Origin of the sequence: Litoreibacter halocynthiae (assembly GCF_004365635.1) — a bacterium.
GTDB lineage: Bacteria > Pseudomonadota > Alphaproteobacteria > Rhodobacterales > Rhodobacteraceae > Litoreibacter > Litoreibacter halocynthiae.
In genome coordinates this window covers 513,706-538,677 of record NZ_SOBH01000001.1, presented here as the reverse complement: position 1 = coordinate 538,677, position 24,972 = coordinate 513,706, and the positions used below count along the sequence as shown (strand labels likewise).

The 24,972-nt window shown below is 59.0% G+C and carries 32 protein-coding genes and 1 tRNA gene; 12 read left to right on the top strand and 21 right to left on the bottom strand.

Annotated features, from left to right (window positions below):
* The first annotated feature begins 58 nt into the window (after positions 1 to 58).
* The 4 genes from ihfA (at position 59) to BDE40_RS02705 (ending at position 2,751) form a co-directional block, all read left to right on the top strand.
* Positions 59 to 361, top strand: a complete 303-nt coding sequence (ihfA, locus tag BDE40_RS02720) for an integration host factor subunit alpha (protein ID WP_073141637.1) — start codon at positions 59 to 61, stop codon at positions 359 to 361.
* A 26-nt stretch (positions 362 to 387) separates the two neighbouring features.
* Entirely contained in the window at positions 388 to 1,428 is a 1,041-nt protein-coding gene (locus BDE40_RS02715; RefSeq protein ID WP_134012601.1) for a MerR family transcriptional regulator, read from the top strand.
* Positions 1,429 to 1,524: 96 nt separating this feature from the next.
* Positions 1,525 to 1,601 (top strand) — tRNA-Pro (locus BDE40_RS02710).
* A gap of 58 nt (positions 1,602 to 1,659) precedes the next feature.
* The gene (locus BDE40_RS02705) at positions 1,660 to 2,751 is read left to right on the top strand and encodes a 2'-deoxycytidine 5'-triphosphate deaminase (RefSeq protein WP_281275419.1); all 1,092 of its coding nucleotides are present in this window, start codon (positions 1,660 to 1,662) and stop codon (positions 2,749 to 2,751) included.
* A gap of 69 nt (positions 2,752 to 2,820) precedes the next feature.
* On the opposite strand, the gene BDE40_RS02700 is transcribed toward BDE40_RS02705, so the two are convergent.
* The 9 genes from BDE40_RS02700 to BDE40_RS02660 form a co-directional block, all read right to left on the bottom strand.
* Positions 2,821 to 3,201, bottom strand: a complete 381-nt coding sequence (locus BDE40_RS02700; RefSeq protein WP_134012599.1) for a VOC family protein — start codon at positions 3,199 to 3,201, stop codon at positions 2,821 to 2,823.
* Positions 3,202 to 3,269: 68 nt separating this feature from the next.
* On the bottom strand, positions 3,270 to 4,010 hold the full coding sequence (locus tag BDE40_RS02695; protein ID WP_134012597.1) for a helix-turn-helix domain-containing protein: 741 nt from the start codon (positions 4,008 to 4,010) through the stop codon (positions 3,270 to 3,272).
* 9 nt (positions 4,011 to 4,019) lie between these two features.
* A complete protein-coding gene (locus tag BDE40_RS02690) occupies positions 4,020 to 4,220 on the bottom strand; it encodes a hypothetical protein (RefSeq protein WP_134012595.1) in 201 nt (66 codons plus the stop codon).
* A gap of 35 nt (positions 4,221 to 4,255) precedes the next feature.
* Positions 4,256 to 4,903 (bottom strand): SMC-Scp complex subunit ScpB, encoded by a 648-nt coding sequence (gene scpB, locus BDE40_RS02685; protein WP_134012593.1) that lies wholly within the window; start codon positions 4,901 to 4,903, stop codon positions 4,256 to 4,258.
* Positions 4,904 to 5,698 (bottom strand): segregation and condensation protein A, encoded by a 795-nt coding sequence (locus BDE40_RS02680; protein ID WP_134012591.1) that lies wholly within the window; start codon positions 5,696 to 5,698, stop codon positions 4,904 to 4,906.
* Positions 5,699 to 5,701: 3 nt separating this feature from the next.
* Positions 5,702 to 6,694, bottom strand: coding sequence for a glycoside hydrolase family 3 N-terminal domain-containing protein (locus BDE40_RS02675; RefSeq protein WP_134012589.1), 993 nt, complete (start codon positions 6,692 to 6,694; stop codon positions 5,702 to 5,704).
* A gap of 61 nt (positions 6,695 to 6,755) precedes the next feature.
* Positions 6,756 to 7,715: an SPOR domain-containing protein gene (locus BDE40_RS02670; RefSeq protein WP_134012587.1), complete on the bottom strand. Its 960-nt coding sequence runs from the start codon at positions 7,713 to 7,715 to the stop codon at positions 6,756 to 6,758.
* 87 nt (positions 7,716 to 7,802) lie between these two features.
* Complete coding sequence (gene argS / locus BDE40_RS02665) at positions 7,803 to 9,545, bottom strand: arginine--tRNA ligase (protein ID WP_134013742.1); 1,743 nt, start codon at positions 9,543 to 9,545, stop codon at positions 7,803 to 7,805.
* A 137-nt stretch (positions 9,546 to 9,682) separates the two neighbouring features.
* The gene (locus BDE40_RS02660; protein WP_134012585.1) at positions 9,683 to 10,855 is read right to left on the bottom strand and encodes a deoxyguanosinetriphosphate triphosphohydrolase; all 1,173 of its coding nucleotides are present in this window, start codon (positions 10,853 to 10,855) and stop codon (positions 9,683 to 9,685) included.
* Between the two features lie 151 nt (positions 10,856 to 11,006).
* Here BDE40_RS02660 and BDE40_RS02655 point away from each other — a divergent pair, with 151 nt between their 5' ends.
* Positions 11,007 to 11,420 (top strand): SpoIIAA family protein, encoded by a 414-nt coding sequence (locus BDE40_RS02655; protein WP_162848015.1) that lies wholly within the window; start codon positions 11,007 to 11,009, stop codon positions 11,418 to 11,420.
* A gap of 75 nt (positions 11,421 to 11,495) precedes the next feature.
* Positions 11,496 to 11,825 carry a HesB/IscA family protein gene (locus BDE40_RS02650; RefSeq protein ID WP_073146154.1) on the top strand — a complete coding sequence of 110 codons (330 nt, stop codon included), beginning with the start codon at positions 11,496 to 11,498 and terminating at the stop codon, positions 11,823 to 11,825.
* A 62-nt stretch (positions 11,826 to 11,887) separates the two neighbouring features.
* Here the strand turns inward: BDE40_RS02650 and BDE40_RS02645 are convergent, their stop codons facing one another.
* The 3 genes from BDE40_RS02645 to BDE40_RS02635 form a co-directional block, all read right to left on the bottom strand.
* A complete protein-coding gene (locus BDE40_RS02645) occupies positions 11,888 to 12,073 on the bottom strand; it encodes a hypothetical protein (RefSeq protein WP_073146155.1) in 186 nt (61 codons plus the stop codon).
* A gap of 161 nt (positions 12,074 to 12,234) precedes the next feature.
* The gene (locus tag BDE40_RS02640) at positions 12,235 to 12,438 is read right to left on the bottom strand and encodes a hypothetical protein (protein ID WP_073146156.1); all 204 of its coding nucleotides are present in this window, start codon (positions 12,436 to 12,438) and stop codon (positions 12,235 to 12,237) included.
* Positions 12,439 to 12,627: 189 nt separating this feature from the next.
* Entirely contained in the window at positions 12,628 to 12,906 is a 279-nt protein-coding gene (locus BDE40_RS02635; RefSeq protein WP_134012581.1) for a hypothetical protein, read from the bottom strand.
* Positions 12,907 to 13,062: 156 nt separating this feature from the next.
* On the opposite strand from BDE40_RS02635, the gene xth reads away from it, so the two are divergent.
* The gene (gene xth, locus BDE40_RS02630) at positions 13,063 to 13,845 is read left to right on the top strand and encodes an exodeoxyribonuclease III (RefSeq protein ID WP_134012579.1); all 783 of its coding nucleotides are present in this window, start codon (positions 13,063 to 13,065) and stop codon (positions 13,843 to 13,845) included.
* Here the strand turns inward: xth and BDE40_RS02625 are convergent.
* A complete protein-coding gene (locus tag BDE40_RS02625; protein WP_134012577.1) occupies positions 13,842 to 14,432 on the bottom strand; it encodes a LysE family translocator in 591 nt (196 codons plus the stop codon). The genes xth and BDE40_RS02625 overlap by 4 nt on opposite strands.
* Positions 14,433 to 14,508: 76 nt before the next feature.
* Positions 14,509 to 14,931 carry an RNA polymerase-binding protein DksA gene (gene dksA, locus BDE40_RS02620; protein ID WP_073146160.1) on the bottom strand — a complete coding sequence of 141 codons (423 nt, stop codon included), beginning with the start codon at positions 14,929 to 14,931 and terminating at the stop codon, positions 14,509 to 14,511.
* Positions 14,932 to 15,148: 217 nt separating this feature from the next.
* Here dksA and BDE40_RS02615 point away from each other — a divergent pair, with 217 nt between their 5' ends.
* The 4 genes from BDE40_RS02615 to BDE40_RS02605 all read left to right on the top strand — a co-directional run bounded on the left by BDE40_RS02615 (position 15,149) and on the right by BDE40_RS02605 (position 18,992).
* Complete coding sequence (locus BDE40_RS02615) at positions 15,149 to 15,988, top strand: AAA family ATPase (RefSeq protein ID WP_134013741.1); 840 nt, start codon at positions 15,149 to 15,151, stop codon at positions 15,986 to 15,988.
* Between the two features lie 376 nt (positions 15,989 to 16,364).
* Positions 16,365 to 17,621 (top strand): DUF2927 domain-containing protein, encoded by a 1,257-nt coding sequence (locus tag BDE40_RS02610; protein WP_342774992.1) that lies wholly within the window; start codon positions 16,365 to 16,367, stop codon positions 17,619 to 17,621.
* 7 nt (positions 17,622 to 17,628) lie between these two features.
* Positions 17,629 to 17,802 carry a hypothetical protein gene (locus tag BDE40_RS18160; RefSeq protein ID WP_162848014.1) on the top strand — a complete coding sequence of 58 codons (174 nt, stop codon included), beginning with the start codon at positions 17,629 to 17,631 and terminating at the stop codon, positions 17,800 to 17,802.
* The gene (locus BDE40_RS02605; protein ID WP_134012574.1) at positions 17,802 to 18,992 is read left to right on the top strand and encodes a vWA domain-containing protein; all 1,191 of its coding nucleotides are present in this window, start codon (positions 17,802 to 17,804) and stop codon (positions 18,990 to 18,992) included. Before BDE40_RS18160 ends, BDE40_RS02605 begins: the two co-directional genes overlap by 1 nt.
* Before the next feature lie 221 nt (positions 18,993 to 19,213).
* Here BDE40_RS02605 and BDE40_RS02600 read toward each other — a convergent pair whose 3' ends face one another.
* Positions 19,214 to 19,816 carry a hypothetical protein gene (locus tag BDE40_RS02600; RefSeq protein WP_134012572.1) on the bottom strand — a complete coding sequence of 201 codons (603 nt, stop codon included), beginning with the start codon at positions 19,814 to 19,816 and terminating at the stop codon, positions 19,214 to 19,216.
* Positions 19,817 to 19,974: 158 nt separating this feature from the next.
* Complete coding sequence (locus BDE40_RS02595; protein ID WP_134012570.1) at positions 19,975 to 20,274, bottom strand: hypothetical protein; 300 nt, start codon at positions 20,272 to 20,274, stop codon at positions 19,975 to 19,977.
* 291 nt (positions 20,275 to 20,565) lie between these two features.
* Between BDE40_RS02595 and BDE40_RS02590 the strand changes: the two genes are divergently transcribed.
* Complete coding sequence (locus tag BDE40_RS02590) at positions 20,566 to 21,258, top strand: M48 family metallopeptidase (RefSeq protein WP_134012569.1); 693 nt, start codon at positions 20,566 to 20,568, stop codon at positions 21,256 to 21,258.
* Here BDE40_RS02590 and BDE40_RS02585 read toward each other — a convergent pair.
* The 5 genes from BDE40_RS02585 to BDE40_RS02570 form a co-directional block, all read right to left on the bottom strand.
* The gene (locus BDE40_RS02585; RefSeq protein ID WP_134012567.1) at positions 21,255 to 21,794 is read right to left on the bottom strand and encodes an RSP_2648 family PIN domain-containing protein; all 540 of its coding nucleotides are present in this window, start codon (positions 21,792 to 21,794) and stop codon (positions 21,255 to 21,257) included. The two genes, BDE40_RS02590 and BDE40_RS02585, sit on opposite strands and share 4 nt — an antisense overlap.
* Positions 21,794 to 23,005, bottom strand: a complete 1,212-nt coding sequence (locus BDE40_RS02580) for an RSP_2647 family RNA methyltransferase (RefSeq protein WP_134012564.1) — start codon at positions 23,003 to 23,005, stop codon at positions 21,794 to 21,796. Before BDE40_RS02580 ends, BDE40_RS02585 begins: the two co-directional genes overlap by 1 nt.
* Positions 23,006 to 23,061: 56 nt before the next feature.
* On the bottom strand, positions 23,062 to 23,733 hold the full coding sequence (locus BDE40_RS02575; protein ID WP_134012562.1) for a DUF6778 family protein: 672 nt from the start codon (positions 23,731 to 23,733) through the stop codon (positions 23,062 to 23,064).
* A 165-nt stretch (positions 23,734 to 23,898) separates the two neighbouring features.
* Complete coding sequence (locus BDE40_RS18155) at positions 23,899 to 24,057, bottom strand: RSP_7527 family protein (protein ID WP_162848013.1); 159 nt, start codon at positions 24,055 to 24,057, stop codon at positions 23,899 to 23,901.
* Between the two features lie 125 nt (positions 24,058 to 24,182).
* Positions 24,183 to 24,968 (bottom strand): HpcH/HpaI aldolase family protein, encoded by a 786-nt coding sequence (locus tag BDE40_RS02570; protein ID WP_246030336.1) that lies wholly within the window; start codon positions 24,966 to 24,968, stop codon positions 24,183 to 24,185.
* Positions 24,969 to 24,972 lie beyond the last annotated feature (4 nt).

The following is a 24,972-nucleotide window of genomic DNA, read 5'->3' as shown; positions in this document are numbered from 1 at the left end:
ATTGACTCGGAAATTCCCCCAAGCCTATCGTCTTGAAAACAACGACAAGGGGGACGACATGACTGCCAAAACATTGACCCGCATGGATTTAAGCGAAGCCGTGTTCCGAGAGGTCGGCCTATCGCGCAATGAAAGCGCCGATTTGGTCGAAAGTGTGCTCAAGCACATGTCAGACGCGCTTGTCACCGGACAGCAGGTTAAAATTTCGTCTTTTGGCACATTCTCGGTCCGTGAAAAGTCCGCAAGGGTCGGCCGCAACCCCAAGACGGGCGAAGAGGTTCCGATCCATCCCCGCCGCGTGCTGACATTTCGTCCGTCGCATTTGATGAAAGATCGCGTGGCCTCTGGCAACAAGTCCTGACCCGCCGATAAGGGAGGTCTGATTTTATGGCGACCAAAGCCCGCGATGCGTTCCGCACCATTTCAGAAGTGGCAGACTGGCTAGATGTGCCGGCTCATGTGCTGCGCTTTTGGGAAAGCAAGTTCAGCCAGATCAAACCCGTAAAGCGCGCAGGTGGCCGCCGCTACTACCGCCCTGACGACATGCTGCTGATTGGCGGCATCAAGAAGCTGCTGCATGACGACGGCATGACCATTCGCGGCGTGCAAAAAATGCTCAAAGAAGACGGCATCAAGGTTGTTGCAGCGCTGTCGCCCTCCCTTGATAGCGTTGACGAGGCGGCCTCTCCACGCACCGCACAACGCAAAGCCGCCGTTCCGGATGTCGAGGACGCGGTGGAGGAGACACCGGCCGAGGAAACACTTCCCGCCGAAGATCAAGAGGCCGTCGCCGCTTGGGACGCCGATGCGAAAGAGGAAACTCCGGCTTCGCAAGAGCGCGCGCCGCTAGATATTGAGCCACCCGCCGAGCAGGACGTACCGGAAGATGCACCGGAGGCCCCGTTCATCGACGTGGAAGAAGAACCGCAGTTCGGCGGCGACAATATCGTTGAGCTTCCACCGCGCACCGATCCGGAACCGGAGCCTGAAGTCGCAGCCGCGCCAGAGCCAGAGCCAGAGCCAGAGCCAGAGCCAGAGCCAGAGCCAGAGCCAGAGCCAGAGCCAGAGCCAGAGCCAGAGCCAGAGCCAGAGCCAGAAAATGCCGCCGCGACGCCCGACGCGCAACCGCAAGTCGAGCCGGAAGAGCCTCACCCAGAGGCCGAAGAAGAGCCTGTCGCCGACAAAGAGCCCACACCAGAGGTGGCCGCGCGGGAGAAAACCCTTCCGCCCCCCGCCGACGCGGCCCCGCCTCCCGAGCCAACGCAGGAAGGCTTCCAGCTTTCCGACGCGCAATTGGCGGCGCAAGCACTCAAACGCAAGCTGCGCGGCACGCCTGCGCAAAAGCTAAGCGCACAGGGGCTTGCACCGCATGTTGCCCGCCTGCAAGCGCTGCGCGACCGGCTTGCCCGCGATCTGTCCGGCCAATAGGCCGCTGTGCGCCGCGATGTTTCCTCCGGCTCCGCAATATTCTGGCCAAAGCCCTTGCCACCGCTTGGAATTTGGCTATGACATGACGCCATTAGTCGGGCTATGGCGCAGCCTGGTAGCGCGTCCGTCTGGGGGACGGAAGGTCGCAGGTTCGAGTCCTGCTAGCCCGACCAATAACAAAACGCCCGTGTGCTCAAGCGCCGGGCGTTTCGTGTATCCAGGGGGAAGATAGTGGTTGATTTCAATCGTGGCGTGCTCGCCGATCACCAAATGCAAGCAATGGTCGAGTCCGGTGCGATTACCGCCGAGGAGCCGATCAGCGACGGCCAGATCCAGCCCGCATCCCTTGATTTGCGCCTTGGCACCCATGCCTACCGGGTCCGCGCCTCTTTCCTGACGGGCCGTGACCATCCGGTGGAGCGTCGCCTTCATGATTTCACCATGCACAAGATTGACCTGACCAACGGGGCCGTATTGGAAAAGGGCTGCGTCTATGTCGTCCCGCTGCTCGAACACTTGGCTCTGGCCGAGGATATGTCCGCCGCCGCTTCCGCCAAGTCCTCCATCGGGCGTCTGGACCTTCTGACCCGTGTAATTACCGATTATGGCGTGGAATTCGACCGCGTCCCTGCGGGCTATATCGGGCCGCTTTATGCGGAAATCTGCCCGCGTTCCTTCTCGGTCGTGGCGCGCACGGGCCAAATGCTCAACCAAATCATCTTCCGCGTCGGTAAAACCGTCATGGACGACGACGAACTTCGCAGGTTGCACGCAACCTCCCCCATCGTCTCGGGCGAGGCGGTGATCTCTGACGGTCTCGGCTTCTCGGTCGATCTGAAGCCCGAACGCGGTGATCTGGTCGGCTACCGCGCCAAGCCGCATACAGGCGTGATCGACCTAGACAAGCTGGGCCACTATGATCCGTCGGACTACTGGGAGGAGCTGCGCACCGATGAGGGCCGCATCATCCTTGATCCCGGTGCATTCTATATCCTCGTCAGCCAGCAAAGCATTGTTATTCCACCGAATTGTGCCGCTGAAATGGCTCCCTACCTTGCAATGGTTGGCGAGTTTCGCGTGCATTACGCGGGCTTCTTCGACCCCGGTTTCGGCTATTCCGCCGCAGGTGGAACAGGCTCGCGCGGGGTGCTGGAAGTGCGCTGTCATGAGGCCCCTTTCGTTTTGGAGCACGGTCAAACCGTGGGCCGTTTGGTTTACGAACATATGTCCGAGGTGCCGACGCAGCTCTATGGCACCGACATCAAGTCGAATTACCAAGGCCAAGGCCTAAAACTGTCGAAGCACTTCAAGACGCCAGCATAACGCAACACGGGCAGCCCGTTAGAGCCGCCCGTGGAAATAAATCGGTGTCAGACTAGGGCCAAGAAAACCCTATTTCATCGAGTTGAAGCCAACCATGTTGCCCTCGGTGTCTTGGCACAGGGTAATCCAGCCGAACTCTCCGATGGAAAACTTCGGTCGGATGACCACTCCTCCGGCTTCAGCGACCCGCGTTTCTTGCACTGCGGTGTCTTCCACCATGAAATAGACGATCGTGCCTCCGACGCCCGGCGAGGCGTATTCAGCCTTGGTCAAAGCGCCACCGGCCCCGTAAGCCCCCATATCGGCAGGAAAGCTCATCATCTGTGACTGACCTGTGGGATCATCCATTTTTTCAAGCGTCTGGCCCAATACGGTTTCGTAAAAAGCCACGGCACGGTCCAAGTCGTCCACGTAGATATCAAACCATCCGACTGCGTTCATTTTAGACATCTTCAACTCCATTATTTGTCGATCATGTCCTTGATCTAACAAAGCCGAGTTGCCGCGTATTGTAGATATCAGACATCAAACTTTCGGGAGTACTTTCCTGGCGTGTAGCCTGTAGCCTTCCGAAATGAATGGATAAAATGCGACTGGTCCGCATAAGACCACGTGTCCTTGCCGTTCAATGCCTGCTGTAATCGCAGAATCTTGAGGAAGTCATGCGGAGCAAATCCGGTGGTCCGTTTCAGCGTTCGCTGTAGTTGTCGCGTCGACAGGTCCGAAAGCTCGGCCATGTCTGCTACTGTGTGAATGTCGTCGAGATGCTGGAATACCTTCTCGGTAACGGGGTTTGGCGCAACCAGCTTGGCGTCAATCAAAGCCTCGACAAGCTGCGACAAGATCGCTTGCTGGTCGACAAAACCGCAATCCGACAGGTCACGGTTAATGTCGAGCAGGGGCAAATCTCCCGCATAGGGCGCGTCCACCATTCCGTGAGAGACCTGCGCCTCATCGCCCTGCCAAACACCAGGCAAGAAGCGGATGTTTACGAAGTGGAACCGCTTGCCCAAGTTGAACTCTTCGGACTCGGCGCGCAGCTTCGATACCCCCGCGACTTTTCGATCTAACTGGTCGAAAACGATATAGGCACAGGCATCCGGCAACGCATGAAAACGGTAGTCTGCAAGCAGTGTACCATCCGTCTTAAGCTCCAGAAAACGGTGAACAATTCCACGCAAGTGGCTTGGTGGCTCTGCCTCGACAAACTGCACTTCCGGCACAGCTTTGTCTTTGCCGTTTCCTTTGGGATCGTACATGAGGCTGTTTTAAAACCGCCCGATCCGGCGGCTCATCCGCACCGCTTGCTTGGCGCGTTTGGTTTGCTGTCCGGCCGCTTGGCGTTGCTCGGGCGTCAAATCCTTGCCGCCTTTCCCGCGTTTGGCAGCCACGTCGATGCCCTTGTTGATCCCCAAATTGACCATGCGGCGCATGACCATCCGGATCACCATGTTTATTATCTGGTTCATCTCGCCTCTCCTGCGTTGCCCCTTATAAATAGGGCTTAATCCTCGAAAAGCTCGTTCTGGCCTTCCGGGCTTTCATCTTCGTCGTCCACGTCGTCGCTGCCCATCGCGGCACCGGGCAGAGGTCGGTTGTCCAGCAATCCGGCAGACCGCAGCTCTTTCAGCCCCGGCAGATCGCGGGCATTTTCCAGACCGAAATGGTCTAGGAAGCCTTGCGTCACCACGAAGGTCACGGGCCGCCCCGGTGTCATGCGACGACGCCCGAACCGGATCCATTCCATCTCAATCAACTGGTCCACAGTGCCACGCGACACGGACACACCGCGAATTTCTTCGATTTCGGCGCGGGTGACGGGCTGGTGATAGGCCACAATCGCCAAAGTCTCGATCGCCGCGCGCGACAGTTTACGCGTCTCGACGGTCTCTTTCTGCATCAAAAAGCCCAGATCGCCCGCCGTACGTATCGCCCAAGCGTCGCCCACGCGCACCAGATGCACGCCACGCCCTTCATAGCGCTTCTTGAGGTAAACCAGTGCTTCCGCAGGGTCCGCCCCATGGGGCATACGGTCGGACAATTCCCTGATCGTCACAGGCTCGACCGAGGCAAACAAAATTGCCTCCACCATCCGCTCCTGCTCGCCCATGGGCGGGGCTTCGAACAGGGATTCTTCTTGTTCTTCAGACATCTAACTGCCCTTCTTGCGAATTTGTATGGGGGCGAAGGCGTCGCCCTGCCGCAGTTCAAGTTGCCCCTGCTTGACCATCTCAAGCGAGGCTGCAAAGGTCGCAGCCGTCGCGGAGCGGCGCTTCACCGGGTCCGTCTCCCAGCCATCCGGCAGCCACGAATTCAGATCCGACCAGTCACCCGCATAGCCGATCAGGCTGCGCATCCGGTCCAAAGCCTGTTCCATGGTGAACACTTTCTCGCGGTCCATCACAAAGGGGCGGAACTCATCCTTGGTCTTAATCCGCGCATAGCCTTGCATCAGGTCGAGCAACGTCGCCGTATAGGTCACCTTGCGCACCCGCGTGACGTCTTCGGGCAGGCCACGGGCAAAGAAATCACGCCCCAACTGGTCGCGCGCCATCAGCTTGGCCGATGCCTCGCGCATCGCGCTCAAGCGCTCTAGCTGGAAAGCCAGATGCGCCGCAAGCTCTTCCCCCGACGGTCCTTCTTCTGACGGATCAGGGGGCAACAACAGGCGGGATTTCAGGAAGGCCAGCCATGCCGCCATCACCAGATAATCCGCAGCAAGTTCCAACCGCAGCGCCTTGGCGCGTTCGATAAAGACCAGATATTGCTCGGCCAATTGCAAGATCGAGACCTTGCGCAGATCGACTTTCTGCGTCCGCGATAGGGTCAAAAGCAGGTCCAGCGGGCCTTCAAACCCGTCGACATCGACGATCAACGCCTCGGCGGCCAAGCGCGCTTCGACAGTGCCCTCGTCCCACTCTATTCCGGTCTGGTCCTGCTCGCTCATGCGCTACCTTGCAACTAGGGTGCGAAACTCCGCTTCAAGCGCCGAAATGTCAATATCTGTTGGGGTTTTGCGATAGGCGATTGCCCGCGTTGCGCGCGTGACCATCGCGTCCGTCATCGGTCCGCATACATCCGCGACAGCCTGCATTTCCGCCATCTTCCCGTTGCAATGCAGCGCAATATCGCAGCCCGCATCCAGCGAGGCCCGCGCCCGCTCCGCCACCGTGCCAGACAGCGCTTCCATGGAGATGTCATCGGTCATGATCAGATTGTCGAACCCGATATTTTCGCGGATCATCTTCATCGCCTTGGGAGAGGTCGTCGCGGGCAGATCATCAATGCACGGGAAAACGATATGCGCTGTCATCCCCATCGCCATATGGGTCAGCCGTTTGAATGGCGCGAAGTCCAGCGCGTCGAGCTCGTCGCGCGAAACATCGACCCGTGGCAAATCCTTATGCCCGTCAACCACCGCACGGCCATAGCCAGGAATATGTTTGAGCACCGGAAGCACGCCGCCGTCCAACAAGCCCTGCTCGGTCGCAAGACACATCTCCACCACCGTATCGACGTCCGAGCCATAGCACCGGTTGCGCAGCACAGGGTGGCTTTCGGGCCAGATCACATCTGCCAACGGCGCACAGTTCACGTCGATCCCGACCTCGAACAGCTCCTCGGCAATCATCCGGTTGCGCAGATACATTGCGCGCGCGGCGTTCGGTCCGGCCATGTCCATCTGGTCCAAGGCCGGTGGATATTCCCGCCATTCCGGCGCCCGCATCCGCTGAACGCGCCCGCCCTCCTGATCGATCAAGACCGGAGCATTCCAGCCCACAGCATCCCGCAAATCCGCCGTAAGCGCCGATAATTGGTCGCGATTTTCCACATTTCGGGCAAAAAGGATAAATCCCCAAGGGTTTGCGCTTGCAAAAAAGCGACGTTCCGCGTCCGAGAGCTTCACCCCCTCGCAGCCAAAAATGTATGCGCCTGAGGGCATTGCTTGAACCTCTTAAACTAGGCTCGCTTCGTGCACTTGCACAAACCGAACAAAGGACCGTTTAACGGGCCAGTACGGGGATACACGCGGCTTTTCCGGCCACAAGGACCGCACAAAAGCGGCGCGAGGCGTTCAGATCGTCGAAACCGACCGCGCGAAGGCGGTAGAATTTCCGCCCACCAGAGGTGGCTTCCTGAATGACCCGCGACTTGCCGTCGATATAGTTCTCGAACCGCGCAGCGATTTTATCCCATTCGGCGCGTGCGGTTTCCGCGTCGTCAAACGCGCCCAACTGCACCAGTCGTGTTCCCGATACGATGCTCGCCGGATCGACGTCTTCCGTCGCTCCGCCACCCACTGCCGATACGGCGGAGGCGACGGCAGCCTGCGCTTGCAACGCTGCCAAATCAACTTTCGGCTTTCGGGCTGGCACGGGAGAGCGGCTCACACCCGGAACTTTCGGGTCAAGAATGGGGCGCGCAAGGTTCAGCGCGGCCTTGTCTTCGGCAGGGGCCGTACTTTCCAGCGGCTCCACGCCGTCGGCCATTCGGTCCGCCAGCGCCAAAGCGGAGGCCACATCATCATCGTCGCGCAGCTCGCCGTTCAGCGACACCATCGTGCCTACGGCTTCTTCCACGACGCCTTCGGCTTCGACTTCAATTTCGCTCGGTGAGGCAACAATCGCGTCTTCCTGCGTCAAATCAATCGGCTCTGGCGCAAGGATCACTTGCGGTGTCGGCCCTTCGGCCTCGCCTTCGGATTGCACAGAATTTACAGCCAAACCAGTATGTTGCGCCAATTGACCACCGGGATCAGCGGGTTGCACACGGGCCGGTCCTTCCAGCGCGCGGATCACAGGCACATCGGTGACGTCGCGCACGGTCAATTGATAGCCCCAAACGGCCAACCCAAGCACCAACACCACGGAGCTGCCAGCGCCCACAAGGTTCATCATACGCGAAAAACCCCCTTGTTGCGGGGTCGCAGGCGCCTCAAACGCGCCGAATTCCATATCTGCCATACTCGCCTCTCCGCCCCCGAATTGGTTTCGGGTGGTCTGTCTTTAAGCCTGCTCGTGGCTCCTGGACCGGGCGCGGATCATTAGACGTCAGCGCATCTCTTCGGCAGGAGCCACGCCTAGAATACCAAGACCTGCGGAAATAACAATCGCCGTGGCACGTGCGAGGGCAATTTTTGGCAAACTCGCGCTTTCACTGTCCTGCAAAAAGCGCAGTTCCGGTACATCGTTGCCCCGGTTCCACAGCGCATGCAGCTCTCCGGCCAGCTCATAAAGGTAGAACGCGATGCGATGCGGCTCGTTCGTGCGGGCCGCGATCTCCACCAAACGCGGCCATTCCGCCAGCTTCGTCGCCAGCTTCAGCTCCGCCTCGTGGGTGTTGCCCGACAGGTCCACCTTGGCCAGCACCGCATCAGAGGTACCCCAGCCTTCAGCCTGCGCCTTGCGCAGCACCGAACACACCCGCGCATGGGCATATTGCACGTAGAAAACCGGGTTATCCTTGGACTGTTCCAGCACCTTGGCAAAGTCGAAATCCAAGGGGGCATCCTGCTTACGGGTCAGCATCACGAAGCGCGTCACATCCGCACCGACCAGATCGACCACATCGCGCAAGGTCACAAAGGTCCCTGCCCGTTTCGACATCTTGAACGGCTCGCCATTTTTGAACAAGCGCACCAGTTGCGTCAGCTTGATATCCAACGGCACGCGGCCATCCGACAGTGCCGAGACCGCCGCTTTCATCCGCTTCACATAGCCGCCATGATCTGCGCCGAACACGTCGATCAGCTCGTCAAACCCGCGCTGCACCTTGTCGTAGTGATAGGCGATATCCGGTGCGAAATAGGTCCATGCTCCGTCAGATTTCTGGATCGGGCGATCCACGTCATCGCCATGCGCAGTGGAGCGGAACAGCATCTGTTCGCGCGGCTCCCAATCTTCCGGCACCTTGCCTTTGGGCGGCTCCAGCGTGCCACGGTAAATAAGGTCTTTGCCTTTAAGATCAGCAATCGCCGCCTCGATCTGGCCAGTGCCGTAAAGCGATTTTTCCGAGTAAAACACGTCCATCTCGACGCCCAAAGACGCCAAATCGGCACGGATCAGCTCCATCATCGCGTCCGTGGAAAATTCGCGCACGTCGTCTAGCCAGACGTCTTCCCCTTCGCCCACATACGCATCGCCAACCTTGGCTTTCAACGCCTCGCCCACTGCCACCAGATAGTCACCGGGATAAGTCCCATCCTCAAACGCCACGTCTTGTCCATGCGCTTCCAGATAGCGCAGATAGACAGACCGCGCCAAAACATCGACCTGCGCGCCACCGTCGTTGATGTAATACTCGCGGGTCACATCGTAGCCCGCATAGTCCAGCAGCGAGGCCAGCGCGTCCCCGAACACAGCACCACGGGTGTGGCCCACATGCAAAGGCCCCGTCGGGTTGGCCGAGACATATTCCACGTTCACCTTCCGGCCCGCCCCCATGTCGGAGCGCCCGAAATCCGTCCCCGTCTCGAGTGCACCCTGAACCACGCCCGACCAAACACCCGTTTCCAAACGCAAGTTCAAGAACCCCGGTCCGGCCACTTCGGCCAAGGCCACACGGGCGTCAGCCATCAGCTTGGCCGCCAAAGCCTCCGCAATCTCTCGCGGGTTTTTCTTGGCAGGTTTCGCCAACACCATCGCCGCATTGGTCGCCATGTCGCCATGCGCCGCGTCACGCGGCGGCTCGACCGCCACATTGGCAAAGTCCAGCCCCTCGGGCAACGTGCCCGCTGCCACCATCGCGTCAAGCGATGCAATCACAACAGCACGAATATCGGAAAACAGGTTCATCATCTCACCTCATCAGTCCCGCGCGGTTTACCATGCCCAGATGCACGGTCCACCCCCATCATTGCTTCAAAAATACCTCGGGGGTTTGGGGGCAGCGCCCCCATCAAAACTTCAAGCGCGCGCAGCGCCCATTCTTGCTACCCGCGTTCCACCACATAACTGTCCGCCGCAACGCCGCCAATCAGCCGCTCGTGCTCCTGCAACGCAAAGCGGTCCGTCATCCCCGCAATGTAATCCGCCACAATCCGCGCCAACGCGGTCTCGTCATCCGCGTCTTCCACATCCTTGCGCCACTGTTTGGGCAGCAGGTCCGTTTGCGTCATGAACAGCGGGAACAGCTCATCGACCACTTGGGTCACCTGCACGCGCATTTCCACCACGGCAGGGGCGCGGTACATGCGGGTGAACAAGAACGCACGGATCACTTTTAGCTGGGTCCAAACTTCCGGCGAGAACTGCACCATAGCGCGCCCGGCTCCGCGAATATCAGACACCGATGTCGGCCCCAACTCCTCCAACCGCGCTTTCGCCACGGCGATCACATCCTCGACCAATACACCAAAGAACCGGCGCAGCGCCTCATGGCGGCGGCGGTAGTAATTCAACCCCGGATACAGCGCATCCACCCGCGCAAAGCACGGTCCAACCAGCGGCAGCTCTGCCAATTCATCCGTCGAGAACAGTTCGGCTCGCAACCCGTCATGGAGGTCGTGGTTGTTATACGCGATGTCATCCGCCAAAGCCGCCACTTGCGCCTCGGCGCTGGCATAGCTGCCCAGTTCCAGATCGTGGCGCGCGGAGTATTCAGTCAGCGCAAACGGCAATTTGCCGGTTACCGGCCCGTTATGCTTCGCGATCCCCTCCAGCGTCTCCCATGTCAGGTTCAGCCCGTCCCATTCGGCATAGTGACGCTCCAGCGAAGTCACAATCTTCAGCGCCTGCGCGTTGTGATCAAAGCCACCATAGGGCGCCATCAACGCATCCAGCGCCTCCTCGCCGGTATGCCCGAACGGTGTGTGGCCCAGATCATGCGCCAAGGCGACAGCCTCGGTCAGCTCCTCGTTCAGCCCCAGCACCCCCGCAATCGTCCGCGCCACCTGCGCCACTTCGATCGAATGGGTCAGCCGCGTGCGGAAATAGTCCCCCTCATGCTCGATAAACACTTGGGTTTTGTGCTTCAGACGCCGGAACGCGCTGGCGTGAATAATCCGGTCCCGGTCGCGCTGGAAGCAGGACCGGAACGTGCTTTCATCCTCCGGATAAAGCCGTCCGCGGCTTTCACTTGGATGGCAGGCAAAGGGGGCGAGCATTGCGGTGTCCTCGTTCTTCTTTTCGCCTATGTCCTACACCACCGTGCCCCCCGTGACGAGAGCGCGCACCCCGTTGCGGATCGCCGCAGCCAAGCCCATATATGAGGGGCGAACAGGACTACCTTACCCCTGCCCGAAAGGACACGAGACCATGTTCACCGTTGAGACCCTTGCCCCCGACCTTCTGAAAATTGAAATTGGTGGAAAGATCACCGCCGAGGAAATGTCGAGCGGCCTTGATACCTTGCTACCATTGACCTCCGCCATGGCCGACGGCCGGATGCTGGCGCTATACCACGACATCGAATTTCCTGAAGCCGGCGCGATCCTTGAAGAAATGAAACGACTGCCCCAGTTGTTCGCCGTGATCGGCAAGGTAAAAAAGGTGGCCCTTGTGTCAGACCAGAAATGGATCCGCGACATGGCGATGCTGGAAGGCAAGATCATTCCTGGCATGACCATCCGCAGCTTCGAGTTCAAGGACCGCGCGCAGGCCGAAGCCTATCTTGACATGGCCGACACCTCTGCCTCCGACGATGACGACACCGAGAATTTTCCGGTCTGACGCCTGAACGTCTTGAGATACCCCGTCGCTCGCCTTACCTTCTAGACAAACGCGCACTCATATAGGATGCGAGCGATGGAACTCACCCTGCCCCCCAAAGTCACTGACCGCGCTTTCGAGCGGTTGGCCGAAATCGGTGCGTCCGGTCAAGGCCAGGCCCTGCGCGTCGCCGTAGATGGTGGCGGTTGTTCGGGTTTTCAGTATGACATCAAGCTCGACACGCCCGCCGAGGACGATCTGATCCTGTCCAAAGACGGGGAAACGGTGGTGGTGGATTCCGTGTCGCTGCCCTTCCTGTCCAATGCAGTTATCGACTTCTCGGAAGAGTTGATCGGTGCGCGCTTCGTGATCGAAAACCCCAACGCCACATCATCTTGCGGCTGCGGTACGTCTTTTTCGATGTAGCCAAACACAAAAAAGGGGCGCCGCTTTTCAGCGCGCCCCGACCTGCCGGCATTTCCCAGAAATTACATCTCGCGTTTGTACTCTTCCAACGCCGCGTCCCAAGCCGGAGAATTCTCCAGAATTTCGGGGTCAAACGGGATGAAATAGAGCCCCTGTATGGCTCCTCGCGAAGCCTGCACGTCCTCGGATTCCGGGACTCCGCAGGCTGTCAGCGCCAACATTGCGCCCAGTACCAGAACTACTCTCATTGTCTGCCTCATGCAGTGTATTGTTTTTGTTTATTATTTGGTTCTTTTGTAGAAACAAAACACAGCAATGGGGCGCAATTATGTCATTGCCCCCGAATCAGTAGATCCGATGTGTCCTTTCAGCCACAGAAAACCGGGCCGAAAGGCTATGGATTGTCGCCCTAGCGCAGGTTGGACCGCAACAGCGACCGCTCAAGCGACGCGCGGGTGACTTGCACTTCTGAAGGCACACGCACTTTGGTGATCGTCACAACTTGCGAGCCGTCCGCGCGCGTCACAGTTTCCACATAGGTCACTGTTTTGGCGCTTGCTGCACCGGCCAGTGCCAAAGCGGCAACCGCAGCGAGGGGTATCAGACGTTTCATAGCGTTAACCTTCTCAAACTTGTTAACGCCATGCCTGACCCGCAATCGCGGCACCAATGCGGCACGTCAGCGGCGTGGACGCGGTCATTTAGCGGTCAAGATCGGCCACTTTCCTGCAATGTGAATAAAAATCGGCCACGCCGGTGCACCCAGACGTGGCCGTATAGGGGTCTCCCGCAGCTTGACCTGTCAGGCGACTTTCGTCTCCGCTGCTTGCGTCACAGCCTCTGGTGTCTCGTTCGCCGATGTCGCATCACCCTCCGGCGCAGGCAAGGCCAGCGCTTCATCGGGCATATGCTCCGGCAGGTGCAGGGTGATATGGCCGCTTTCAGGATCAAGCGTCACGCTTGGCTTGACCGGCAATGCGTCGATTGCCTCGTTCAACTCGGACACAATGCGTTCGAAGCTTTGACGTTGGGTTTCCACCACAGCATCTTTATCGCGGCCCCGAAACAAAAACTTGAACATTGCGTCTCCCACTTCGCGATTGATCGATTCATCACGATCTATACCGGTTTTGTCCGGTCTCTACAGCGGGGAAAACGCCTGCCCTTGGCGCAATTCCGCCTCTTGCCCCCCAGCACGCCATGCGTGATACCTTTTGCACACGAAGGGGGCCACTTTATGAAAATCGCCACGTTCAACATCAACGGGATCAAGGCACGCATCAATGCGCTGACCGACTGGCTGGCGGAAACTCAGCCCGACGTCGCCCTGCTGCAAGAGATCAAAACCGTCGATGAAGGCTTCCCCCGCCAGCATTTCGAGGACATGGGCTATAATGTCGAAACCCACGGCATGAAAAGCTTCAACGGGGTGGCCATCCTGTCCAAGCTGCCCTTGGAGGACGTGACCCGCGGCCTTCCCGGCGACGACAGTGACGAACAAGCCCGCTGGATCGAGGCGACAGTCATGGGCGATCAACATGCGGTGCGCCTATGTGGCCTGTACCTGCCCAACGGCAACCCCCGCCCGGGTCCGAAATTCGACTACAAGCTCGCATGGATGGAGCGGATGTATACCCGCGCCCAAAAACTCATGGCAGACGAGATGCCCGCGATGATGGCAGGGGATTACAATATCATCCCGCAAGCCATCGACGCCGCCCGCCCCGAGGCATGGCGCGAGGATGCCTTATTCCACCCCGACAGCCGTGCCGCCTATCGCCGGATACTGAACCTCGGCTTCACCGAGGCCTTCCGCACCCGCAACCCTGCGCCAGAGCAATACAGCTTCTGGGACTATCAAGCGGGGGCTTGGAACAAAAACGACGGCATCCGCATCGACCACCTGTTGTTGACCCCACAAGCGGCAGACTTGCTGAAGGATTGCCAGATCGACAAGGAATATCGCGGGCGCGAAAAGCCGTCAGATCACGTACCCGTCTGGGTGGAGCTTGCCGCCTAAAAGGCGCTCCACGCGGCCAAGCCGACCACCGCCAGCATCGCCAAGGCCATGCCGACATTGATCACCCGCTGCGTGCGCGGAGGCAGGGCCATACGTTTGACGGCGCTCCCCGCCCAAAGCCACACGAAGTGGATCCCCAACCAGATCACGTTGATGATCGCAAACTTCGCGGCCACCTCCAGCCCGTAGGCATCGGGGAAAATCGGGAAGCCGGAAAATAGCGTGGTGTTGACCACGTAAGCCTTCGGGTTCACCGCCTGTAGCAGCAATCCGTCGCGGACGCCGGGCTGTCGGCGCGCTGGTGAAAAGGCGATGTTGGAGCCCGCCAAGGCGATCCGCGCCGCCAGATACAGCAAATAGCAGGTCGACGCGCCCAGCAGGACCAGCCGGATCGTGGGGTTCGCCAACACCAACGCCCCCAGCCCGCTGACGACCGCCAACGCCACAAGGTTTCCACCGATGAAAAGCCCTGTGAGGTAGCGCAGACCGGACTTGAACCCGAACGCCGCCCCCACGCCCGCCAAAGACAACACGCCCGGTCCGGGGGTGCTGATCAGCAGGAAAATGGCCAAAGCGAAATTCAGCATCCAAGACCCGTAAAGAAAAACCGCCGAAACCTTGCGGCACCGGCGGCGTTTGCAGTGTGATTGTGATCAGACCTGATCACGTATCGCGGTGGACTTTTTCGCGGCGCTCGTGACGCTCTTGCGCCTCAAGGCTCATGGTTGCCACCGGACGCGCATCAAGACGCTTCAGCGAAATGGGCTCGCCGGTCTCGCTGCAATATCCGTATTCACCTTCGTCAATGCGGCGCAACGCGGCATCAATCTTGGAGATCAGTTTGCGCTCCCGATCACGGGTACGCAGCTCCAACGCCATATCTGTTTCTTCCGACGCACGGTCCGCGACGTCCGGAATGTTGCGTGTACCGTCCTTCATGCCTTCGATGGTTTGGGCGGTCTCTTCCATAATGGAAGCCTTCCAATCCAGCAGCTTGCGACGGAAATACTCGGTCTGACGGTCGTTCATGAACGGCTCGTCTTCTGCCGGGCGATAATCATCGGGTAGAAATGCTTCGGCTTTCATCCCAGTTCCTCACTCTAACTCAGTCCGTGTTCTCAAGTCCGACTCAAAAACACGTCATGCTTTAACTTCCCTGCGTCCTCGTAACCGAAGCTCCCCCCCTTGTCACGCATATAAGGACCGTTAAAAGACCCTTAGCACGATCAATTATACGTTAATCAACTCCACGTCACAGAGGCTTGTTTTGTTTATGGATTCCACGACGCCCCCTACCCGCCCGCTGAAGTTCACAGGCACCAAGAGTTACGTGGCAACCGATGATCTGACCGTTGCCGTCAACGCCGCCGTCACACTGGAGCGCCCGTTGCTGGTCAAGGGCGAACCCGGCACTGGTAAGACAGAGCTTGCCCGTCAGGTCTCCGACGCGCTCGGGCTGGAGATGATCGAGTGGCACATCAAGTCTACCACAAAAGCGCAGCAAGGTCTGTATGAATACGATGCCGTCTCCCGCCTGCGCGACAGCCAGTTGGGCGACGAGAAAGTCCATGATGTCGCCAATTACATCAAGCGCGGAAAGCTCTGGCAAGCCTTTGAACGTGAAGAGAAATGTGTCCTGCTGATCGACGAGATCGACAAGGCCGATATCGAGTTCCCGAACGACCTGCTGCAAGAACTCGACCGGATGGAATTCCATGTCTACGAGACAGGCGAGACGGTCAAAGCCCGACAACGCCCCATCGTCATAATTACCTCCAACAATGAAAAAGAACTGCCCGACGCCTTCCTGCGCCGCTGCTTTTTCCACTACATCCGCTTCCCCGATATCGACACCATGCGGGCCATCGTCGACGTCCACTTCCCCGGCCTTAAGCCCGCCCTGCTAACCGCCGCGCTGACCCAATTCTACGAAATCCGCGAGACCAACGGATTGAAGAAGAAACCGTCGACCTCCGAGGTGCTGGATTGGTTAAAATTGTTGCTGGCAGAGGACTTGTCCGCCGAAGACCTCGCCAAAAAAGGCACATCCGCACTGCCGCGTCTGCACGGGGCCTTGTTGAAGAACGAGCAGGACGTCCACCTTTTCGAAAGGCTGGCCTTTCTGGCACGGGGTCAACGCTAACGCGCCAACCACCGAAACAGTCGCCTGCAAAATGCCTAAATCGTCCCCAACTCGCGCCTTAATGAATCGGTTAACAGATCGGTAATCGAGCAATAAGGCGGGACAAGTCCGTGAAGAGCAATTCAGTGCGCCCATCGCGGGCCGAAATTATTGACCCTGTTTTCGCGTCAATGCACAGCCCTCGGCGGCATTGTGTCCACAGGGCCACGATAACCGACCTTTGCATTAATTTCGCACCAGATCGCGAAAACGCGGGTATAACGCTCTAATGCGCCGCTTAGCTATTCCGATTCTGTGCCTCATGGCCGCCTGTGTACCCTCGACGAAGAACGAGGTCCCCGGCCGTAATTCACCCGTTGCAACGGCCCTGCCGCCGATGAAAACCTTTGCCACCCAACGCGGTGGCGGTGTGAACAGGCCGAATTCGCAAATCGCACAGGATTTTCTGGACCTGACGTTCCAAATGGAAAGCGGTCGCCCGCTGCCATGGCTCACCAAGTTCGAAGGCCCGATCAAAGTCGCCGTCACCGGACAGGCCCCCGGCTCGCTTGAGGGTGATCTTGCCCGCTTGCTCGCACGGTTGCGCTCCGAGGCTGGTATCAACATCTCGCGCGCTGCGCGTGGCGAAGATGCCCAGATCATCATCGAGGCCATTCCGCGCAAGACCTTGCAAAAAGCCGTCCCTCAAGCCGCGTGCTTTGTGGTGCCGAACGTCTCCGGCTGGTCCGAGTTCAAGCGCAATCGTGGCAACGGCAAAACCGATTGGACCCGCCTGTCCAACCGCAAAAAAGCGACCGTCATCATTCCAAACGATGTGTCCCCGCAGGAAGTGCGCGACTGCTTGCACGAGGAAATTTCGCAGGCCCTCGGCCCGCTGAACGATTTGTACCGCTTGCCCGACAGCATCTTCAACGATGACAACTTCCACACCATCCTGACCGGCTTCGACATGCTGATCCTGCGTGCCTACTATTCGCCGGAATTGCGCAACGGCATGACACGCGGCCAAGTGGCCCGCGCTCTGCCGGCTGTCCTGAGCCGACTGAATCCGCGCGGCAACCGCGCCAGCAATGCAGGGGCTAATCGCACGCCCAAGCAATGGAACGACGCCATCACCTCGGCGCTGGCCATGCGCACATCGCAATCACAACGCGCGGCCTCCGCCGCCAAGGCGGTGAAAATCGCCCAAGCGCAGGGCTGGAAAGACAACCGCCTCGCGTTTTCCTTGTTCGTGCAAGGCCGTGTCACATTGGGCTCCAAGCCGGAAACCGCGATTTCCGCCTTTGTGCAGTCCGGCAATATCTACAAACAACTCTACGGTGCCTCCGTCCACGCCGCCCATGTCAACACCCAAATGGCCGCTTTCGCGCTGTCCTCCGGCCAGCTTGAGGTGGCGATCCGTCTCACCGACGAAGGCATCCCCGCTGCACGCAACTCATCGAACGCAGCGTTGCTGGCGACGCTTCTGATGATCAAAGCCGAGGCGCTTCAAGCCGCTGGCCGCGACGAAGAGGCCCGCCGCGTCAGGCTCGACAGTCTGGGTTGGGGCCGCTATGGCTTCGGCTCGGAACGCAATGTGCGGGCGCGGCTCAATGAGATCAAAGCATTGGCCCCCCGCCGGGTACGGAGCTAGGCACTAAATGGCCCCTCTCATCGGTATGCTTCTGGGCGCGCTTCTTGGCGCGGTCGTGGCAAAACGCAAAGGCGGCAACCGCCTCGACATGGCGCAATATGCGGGCGGTTTCGCGATCATCTTCGGGCTGATCGGGCTGTTCATCGCCATCTATCTGGCCCGCGCCGCCGTCGCAGCCTGATGTTTCTGCCCTTCTTCGACAACCTGCGGGCGGCCAAAATCCCCGTCAGCTTGCGCGAATATCTGGCCTTCCTTGAAGGTATGCAGGCGGGTCTCGTCACCTATGACATCGACGGGTTCTACTACCTCGCCCGCACGGTGATGGTGAAGGACGAGCGGCATCTGGACCGCTTCGATCGCGCTTTCGCGCATACATTCCAAGGGCTTGAAAAGATCAGCCCCGAGGACGTGCTGGAGGCGATGGACCTCCCCGAAGACTGGCTGCGCAAGATGGCCGAAAAGCACCTTAGCGAAGAAGAACGCGCGGAAATCGAAGCCTTGGGCGGTTTCGACAAGCTGATGGAGACGCTGAAAAAGCGTCTGGAAGAACAAAAAGGCCGCCACCAAGGCGGCAACAAATGGATCGGTACCGCTGGCACCTCCCCCTTCGGCGCCTATGGCTACAACCCCGAAGGCATCCGCATCGGCCAAGACGGTTCCCGCCACCAGCGCGCGGTCAAGGTCTGGGACAAACGCGAGTTCCGCAATCTTGACGATACGATCGAACTTGGCACCCGCAACATCAAAGTCGCCCTGAAACGCTTGCGCAAATGGGCGCGCGATGGCGCGGCCGAGGAGCTGGACCTGAACGGCACGATCCAAGCCACTGCCGAACACGGATATCTCGACGTCAAAACTCGCCCCGAACGGCGCAACGCCGTCAAAGTCCTGCTGTTTCTCGATATCGGCGGCTCCATGGACCCGCATATCCGCGTTGTAGAAGAGTTGTTCAGTGCCGCGCGCACCGAGTTCAAGCACATGGAGCATTTCTACTTCCACAACTGCCTCTATGAAGGTGTGTGGAAAGACAATTCCCGCCGCTGGAACGAGCAAATTCCGACCCACGAAATCCTGCGTACCTACGGTTCCGATTACAAATGCATCTTCGTCGGGGATGCCTCCATGTCGCCTTACGAGATCGCCTATCCCGGTGGCGCGAACGAGCATATGAACGCGGAGGCCGGACAAGTCTGGCTGGAACGCGCCCGCGACCAATGGCCAAGCCACCTGTGGATCAACCCGCTGGAACAACGCTTCTGGCGCTACACCCAGTCAATCACGATGATCCAAGCCATCTTCGGCGCGGACCGCATGGTGCCGATGACCCTGCAAGGTATTGAGGCAGGCATGAAAGCCCTTACCCGCGGCTGAAAGCCAAGCACCGTTCAGTGCAACGGAGTTGGCTGGTGAATAATAAGTGACCCCTCATCGTGGAGTTTGGAGCAAAGAGGTCGAGGTTGTAGGCTCGGGCTTCAGTTAAAGTCCGCTATGCGGGACAAAGTGTGAATTCGCTGCGGCTGCGCCAAGGTCCGCTTACAGAAACACCAATCAGTCAGTCAGGGTTATTATCCATGGTAATTCGAGCGATAAAATCATTGATGGACTATTGTCCGCAGCATCTGTCGATATTTTTGCTCTGCTAAATCGACCTGAAGCACCGTAAACAACGCCTCTTCTCGATTGGTCTTGTCCTGTGATCCGACCTGAAGCTTTTCTACACGCAGATTTGGAACGTCTGCCGTAGTATCCTGCAGCCAAGCCAGTGAGGCGCGCCATTTGTCGTCGTTTTTGTAGGAGATGTAGACATCAACGTGCTTTCGGCCTGCGATCATATCGCCGCCGGTCTTTACACCGTTCTTGACTTGATTTTGGGATAAGTCGAACTCCGAGCAAGTTCGCAGAAAGACCTGTTCAAGTATCTCTCGGGCTTCTGAATCCTTTGGACCAAATACTTTTGTTGCTGCACTCGGTGAAACACTCCGCAGCCGTTCTTCAATCAATTGAATGAGATCTTCGCGCTGCACCTCATCAATGCCCTGAAACCGTTCGACATTCTCATGAAACCGCAAAAGAGCCTTCGGGTCGGATAGCGAAGAGATACGCTCTTTGGCAACCGCTACCTGTTTGTCAATTTGTTTCTTTTCTGAAGTCAATTCAATTCTCCCAACAACCGGCGCGAGATCGTAGATCGTCATATGCAAGGGAGCAACCAGATAGCTTATGTAGCAGTTAATGCACATTCGCCGCAGCGCAGAAACAAGGTACAGGTCGGGCTCAAAGCAGACACTCCGCACAAAAAAGCCCCCCCGTTTCCGGAGGGGCCTTTGGCCTTGGGAGAAGAGCATCAGTGAACTTAGTAGTTAACGCGCTCGGCGGCCGAGTCGTTGCTCAGTGCGAAGAAGGACAGCAAGTCGGAGCTTGTGCGGGTTGCTTGACCAGCTGTCACGTCCACGGTGCTTTCAACAGCGGAGTCGTTGGCCTGAGCGCCAGCCAGTTGCGCTTGGAATACATCGCCGGTTGATGTGTCGGAGATTACGCGCTCGGCGGCAGAATTGTTACCCAGAGCGAAGAATGCGGCGGCGTCTGTCACTTGAGCAGCGAATGCAGGAGCAGATACGGACAGGGCGATGACGGTTGCGATGACAGTTTTCATTTTAAGTTCTCTCTTTTGTTTGTTTTCAGGCTGTTGACCGATATGTGTGTTGGCGTGTCGCCGTTTGATGAGACCAATATGGGGCATACAGATCGGCGCTTCAACGCAACTATTATCGCATTTTGGTGATCTATCGTGCGTTTGCGCACACACTTCAGCTCCCATCCGCGCACCACGTAACGCCCCCGTGAGAAGCGGATCACAGAGTGTGAGATCACTGAAATATCCGGTGGAATCGTGATTCCGTCTTGGGCCTTGCCTGCATGTGTCCCACGCCCCATATCAAAGGGTATGCTGAAGCTGACCCCGATCCTGATCGCCATCATCTACGCTTTGGTGATGTATAAATTCTCCGCGTGGAACACCGCGCGGACGCTGGATCAGCAATCCTCGCTGCTCAATGATCCAGAATTGGACCTGCTCAACCTTGATATGGCCGGTGCGTTGGACCTGCCCAAGATCAAGGTCCATATCTACGAGATCGAGCCGATCAACGGCCTTGCCGCCCCTGATGGGCGCATCTTCATTACCCGTGGGTTTTTCAACAAGTATAAAGACGGCTCTGTTAGTGCCGCCGAAATGGCCTCGGTCATCGCGCATGAGCTGGGTCACGTCGCCTTGGGCCATTCCCGTCGCCGGATGATCGACTTCTCTGGCCAGAACGCCATTCGCGTTGCTTTGGCCACCGTTCTGGGCCGCTTCCTGCCCGGCATCGGGGTCTGGATCGCCAATATGCTCACCACCATGCTCGCCGCCCGCCTGTCGCGCAGCGACGAATATGAAGCCGACGCCTATGCCTCCGCCCTGCTCACCAAGGCGGGCATCGGCACAGCACCGCAAAAATCGCTGTTTCTGAAACTGGACAAGCTGACGGGCAGTCTTGGCGCGGGAACGCCTGCGTGGCTCCTGAGCCATCCGAAAACCGCAGAGCGCATCGCCGCCATCGAGGCGCGCGAGGCCAAGTGGGGCGTGACCGAAACCTAGCTGATCGCCTTGCCCAGTCGCGGCAACCGCGCGCGCTTCATCAAGGCACGCAACTCCAGCGCTTCCCCCGACATATCGCACGCAACTTTATGGACGCCTCGCACCACCTGTTCGACGGCTTCCGGCGTCTCGAACCACAGCTCCATCATGAACTCGTCGGGGCTGAGGCGTTTCAAGCCCTCAAACGCCAGTGTCTGGCGTGGAAAGTCTTTGGCGTTCATCGTCACGATCACATCCGCTGATCCGGCAATCGCAGCAGCCAAAACATGAATGTCGTTCTCGTCCGGCAAATGCAGCCGCGCCATGTCACCATCCCGCGGGCGCACACAGGCATTTGGGAACTGCGCTTTCAGCACCGCCACCTCACCCCGCGCTTGCACTTCGGCCTCCGGCCCCAGCTTGACCGTCGCCCGCGCCCATTCCTCCAGAATACGCTCGGACCACAAGGCCTCGTACAAACCCAACCCCGCGCAACCCACCAGCACTTCGCGAAGTACGGTGGGGTAAATCACGCAGGCATCAAGCAGCGCGCGCATCAGTCGAGACGCAGGAAGATGGCCTTGAGATATCCGCTTTCCGCCAAGGCGGGATGCAGCGGGTGGTCTGCACCGGCAGAGCCTGTGTGGATGATCTGCGCCTGACGTCCCGCCTTACCGACGCCACGCAGTGACGCTTGGCGGAACTTGGTCAGGTCCGCCGCGTGGGAACAGGAGCACAGCACCAGATACCCGCCCGGCTTCACCAGCTTCGCCGCCATCGAGCCGACGCGGCTATACGCCGTCAGCCCGTTCGACAAAGCTTGCTTGTTGGGTGCAAAGGCCGGCGGGTCGGCGACGACTAAATCGAACAACTCGCCTTCGCTGGCCAGCGCTTCCATCACCTTGAACGCATCGCCCTTGCGGGTCGTAAATTTGTCTGCCACGCCAGAGGCTTGTGCGCCTTTTTCGGCCAGTGCCAAGGCAGGCTCCGAGCCGTCAACCGCCAAAGCAGAGGACGCCCCCGCCGCCAAAGCCGCCAGCGAGAAGCCCCCCACATGGGAGAACACGTCCAGTACGCTCCCGCCGCGTGGCAGCTTTGCCGCCCATGCGTGGTTGTCGCGCTGGTCAAAGAACAGGCCGGTTTTCTGGCCATCCACCACATCCGCCATATAGGTGGCACCGTTCATCGGGACGTCGATCAGCCCTTCATGAGCGCCGACCAAGGTTGTCGACACGTCGTCCAACCCTTCCAGCCCGCGCGCTCGGCCCGCAGCATTCTTGATAACCGTGGAAGCACCCGTGACATCGACCAAAGCCGCGGCCAAACCTTCGCAGGCCGTCTCGGCCCACGCGGCGTTCGGTTGCAACACCAGTACGTCGCCAAAGCGGTCGACGATCACACCCGGCAACCCGTCGGCCTCGGCGTGGATCAGGCGGTAGAACGGCGCGTCATACAGATGTTCGCGCAGCGCCAAGGCTCGGCGCACGCGGGTGACCAGCCAGTCCTGATCCAGCACGGCGGCAGGGTCGCGGTCCATGACGCGGCAGATGATCTTGGAGTCGTTGTTGATGGTGACCACGGCGATTGGCTCGCGGTCGCTATCCTCCAGCACAGCCAGCGATCCGGCCTCAAGGCGGCGGGCGCGGCGGTCGGTGACCAGCTCGTCTGAATAAACCCAAGGGGCGCCGCCACGGATGGTCAGGGCGTTGGCCTTCGGCTTCAGGCGGATAACAGGATAGGGTGAGGCGGAAAAAGGGGAGGATGTCATATCCTCCCCTTAGTCGGTATTTTCGTCAGGCGAAAGCCCGACTGTGCGTCGTGCTGTTACTGAGTGGCGCCGCTATTGACGTCCAGCGGTGCAACCGCGGCCTGTGCAACAACGCGCATTTCCTGCCCGCCATTGAAGGCTTGGCGCATCAGGCTGGCCAAATGGGTCTGGATACGCACCTTCTGGGTCTGGCCACGACGCTCTGCTTCAAAAGCTTGGTCGCCGCCGAAAGCCTTCAGGGCAATTTCCATTTCAATCGGGCCATGCAATGCAACGCCGGTCGCCGCATCAACCACGGTCAGGGTGTAGATGATGTTGTGAACACCACCGATTGAAACACGGGTCTTTTCCGACAGCGAGTGGAAGCGGCTTAACTCGATGTCGAAAAACACCGGGCGGTCGCCCTTAAGATGGGTCAGGCCGCTGGTCAGACCATCATCAAGAATCTTCGCGACTTGGGCGCGGCGGTCCCCATACGGGTCTTCACGCCAGACAATGTCTGCGATCGGGTAGTAGCGGTTGGCCTCCGAGACCTTCAGGTCCCCCGAAACGTTCACCCGCACATCGGCCAAACGCCAGTCGGCGCTGCGGGCGGTCAATTCAGCCGCCACAACCGGGGCAACATCAGGCGTGTTACGTGTTGCAGTCTCGGAAATCGGGCCGGAGGAAGCGCAAGCGCTCAATCCAACGGCAACAGCAAGTCCGGCGATCAGCTTCGTAAACTTCATGTTCTCAACCTTTCCGGCGCTCCGTCATCGGGCGCGTGTTGCTTAAGATTGAGTAAATATGGCTTTGAAATCAGGCTAAAATGAGAAAATCCCGGTCCGCTTTGATGGCGGAACCGGGATTTTTGGCACTCGGCGGCGGCCCAATTCAGGGCCAAATTGCCGGAATTAGGCGGTTTTGGCAGTGGCAGGCACAGATGTGGAGAACTTCGATGCAATCCACGCGCGGGCAGATGCCATAAGCTGTGCGGTGTATTCAGCGCGCAATTTGCGGGCTTCAAGTTCGATGGCGTGCATGTCGATCGGGGCGTCGTTGAGATGTGTCATAACAATTTCCTTTGGTTCGTTTGTTGACCTACAGATAGGTCAGCCCCCGCCCCAAGACATCACCCAAAGGCGAAATGCCGCCATGCAGCATTTGCATAGCGACCCCTTAAACCTTTGACCTTAGGTCATTCCTTTCGCATCTCCGCAACAGCCGCCTTCGCGCCTGCCAGCATCCATGAATGCTCCGACCCCATCACGAACATAGTGAAGCCGTAGCTTTCCCACGCCTTGGCCGCAGCGGCGTTCGGCACCCAAGTGACAAACCCCACGCCCGCACGCCGCGCTGCGTCCCCGACGCGCTGCATAGCGTCCTTGACCTTGTCATTGTCCACCGAGGTCTCGCCATAGCTCACCGTCAGGTCGGCCGGCCCGATGAACACAGCGTCCACCCCTTGTGCTCCGGCGATGCCGTCAATCTCGTCGACGGCCTCCGGCTCCTCGATCTGCACAATCACCACCGTCTCCGATTTCGACTGCTCCAGAATGTCGCCCATCGGTCGCGTCGCATAGCCCGCCCAACGGGTCGAGCCTGCAAAGCCGCGCCCGCCATGACCGAACCGCGCCGCCTTGGCGACCGCGCGGGCCTTCTCGGGGCTGTCTACATGGGGCACCACAATGCCCACAGCGCCTGCGTCCATCGCCTTCAGAATGTCATCCGCCCCGCCCGATGTCACCCGCACCAGCGTTGGCAGATCGAGCGCCCGCGCCACCGCAAGGCAGGCATCCATACGCATCCGGTCCCATGCCGCATGTTCGGCATCCAGACAGATGAAATCGAGACCCGATTTTGCCAAAACCTCGACAATCTCTACCGAGGGCGTTTTCACAAAAGTCCCCAGCAGCCGTTCTCCCGACTGCATCCGAGCCTTGAACCCTGCAAACCCCATGCCGTGATGCTCCCCGTTATCCATCACA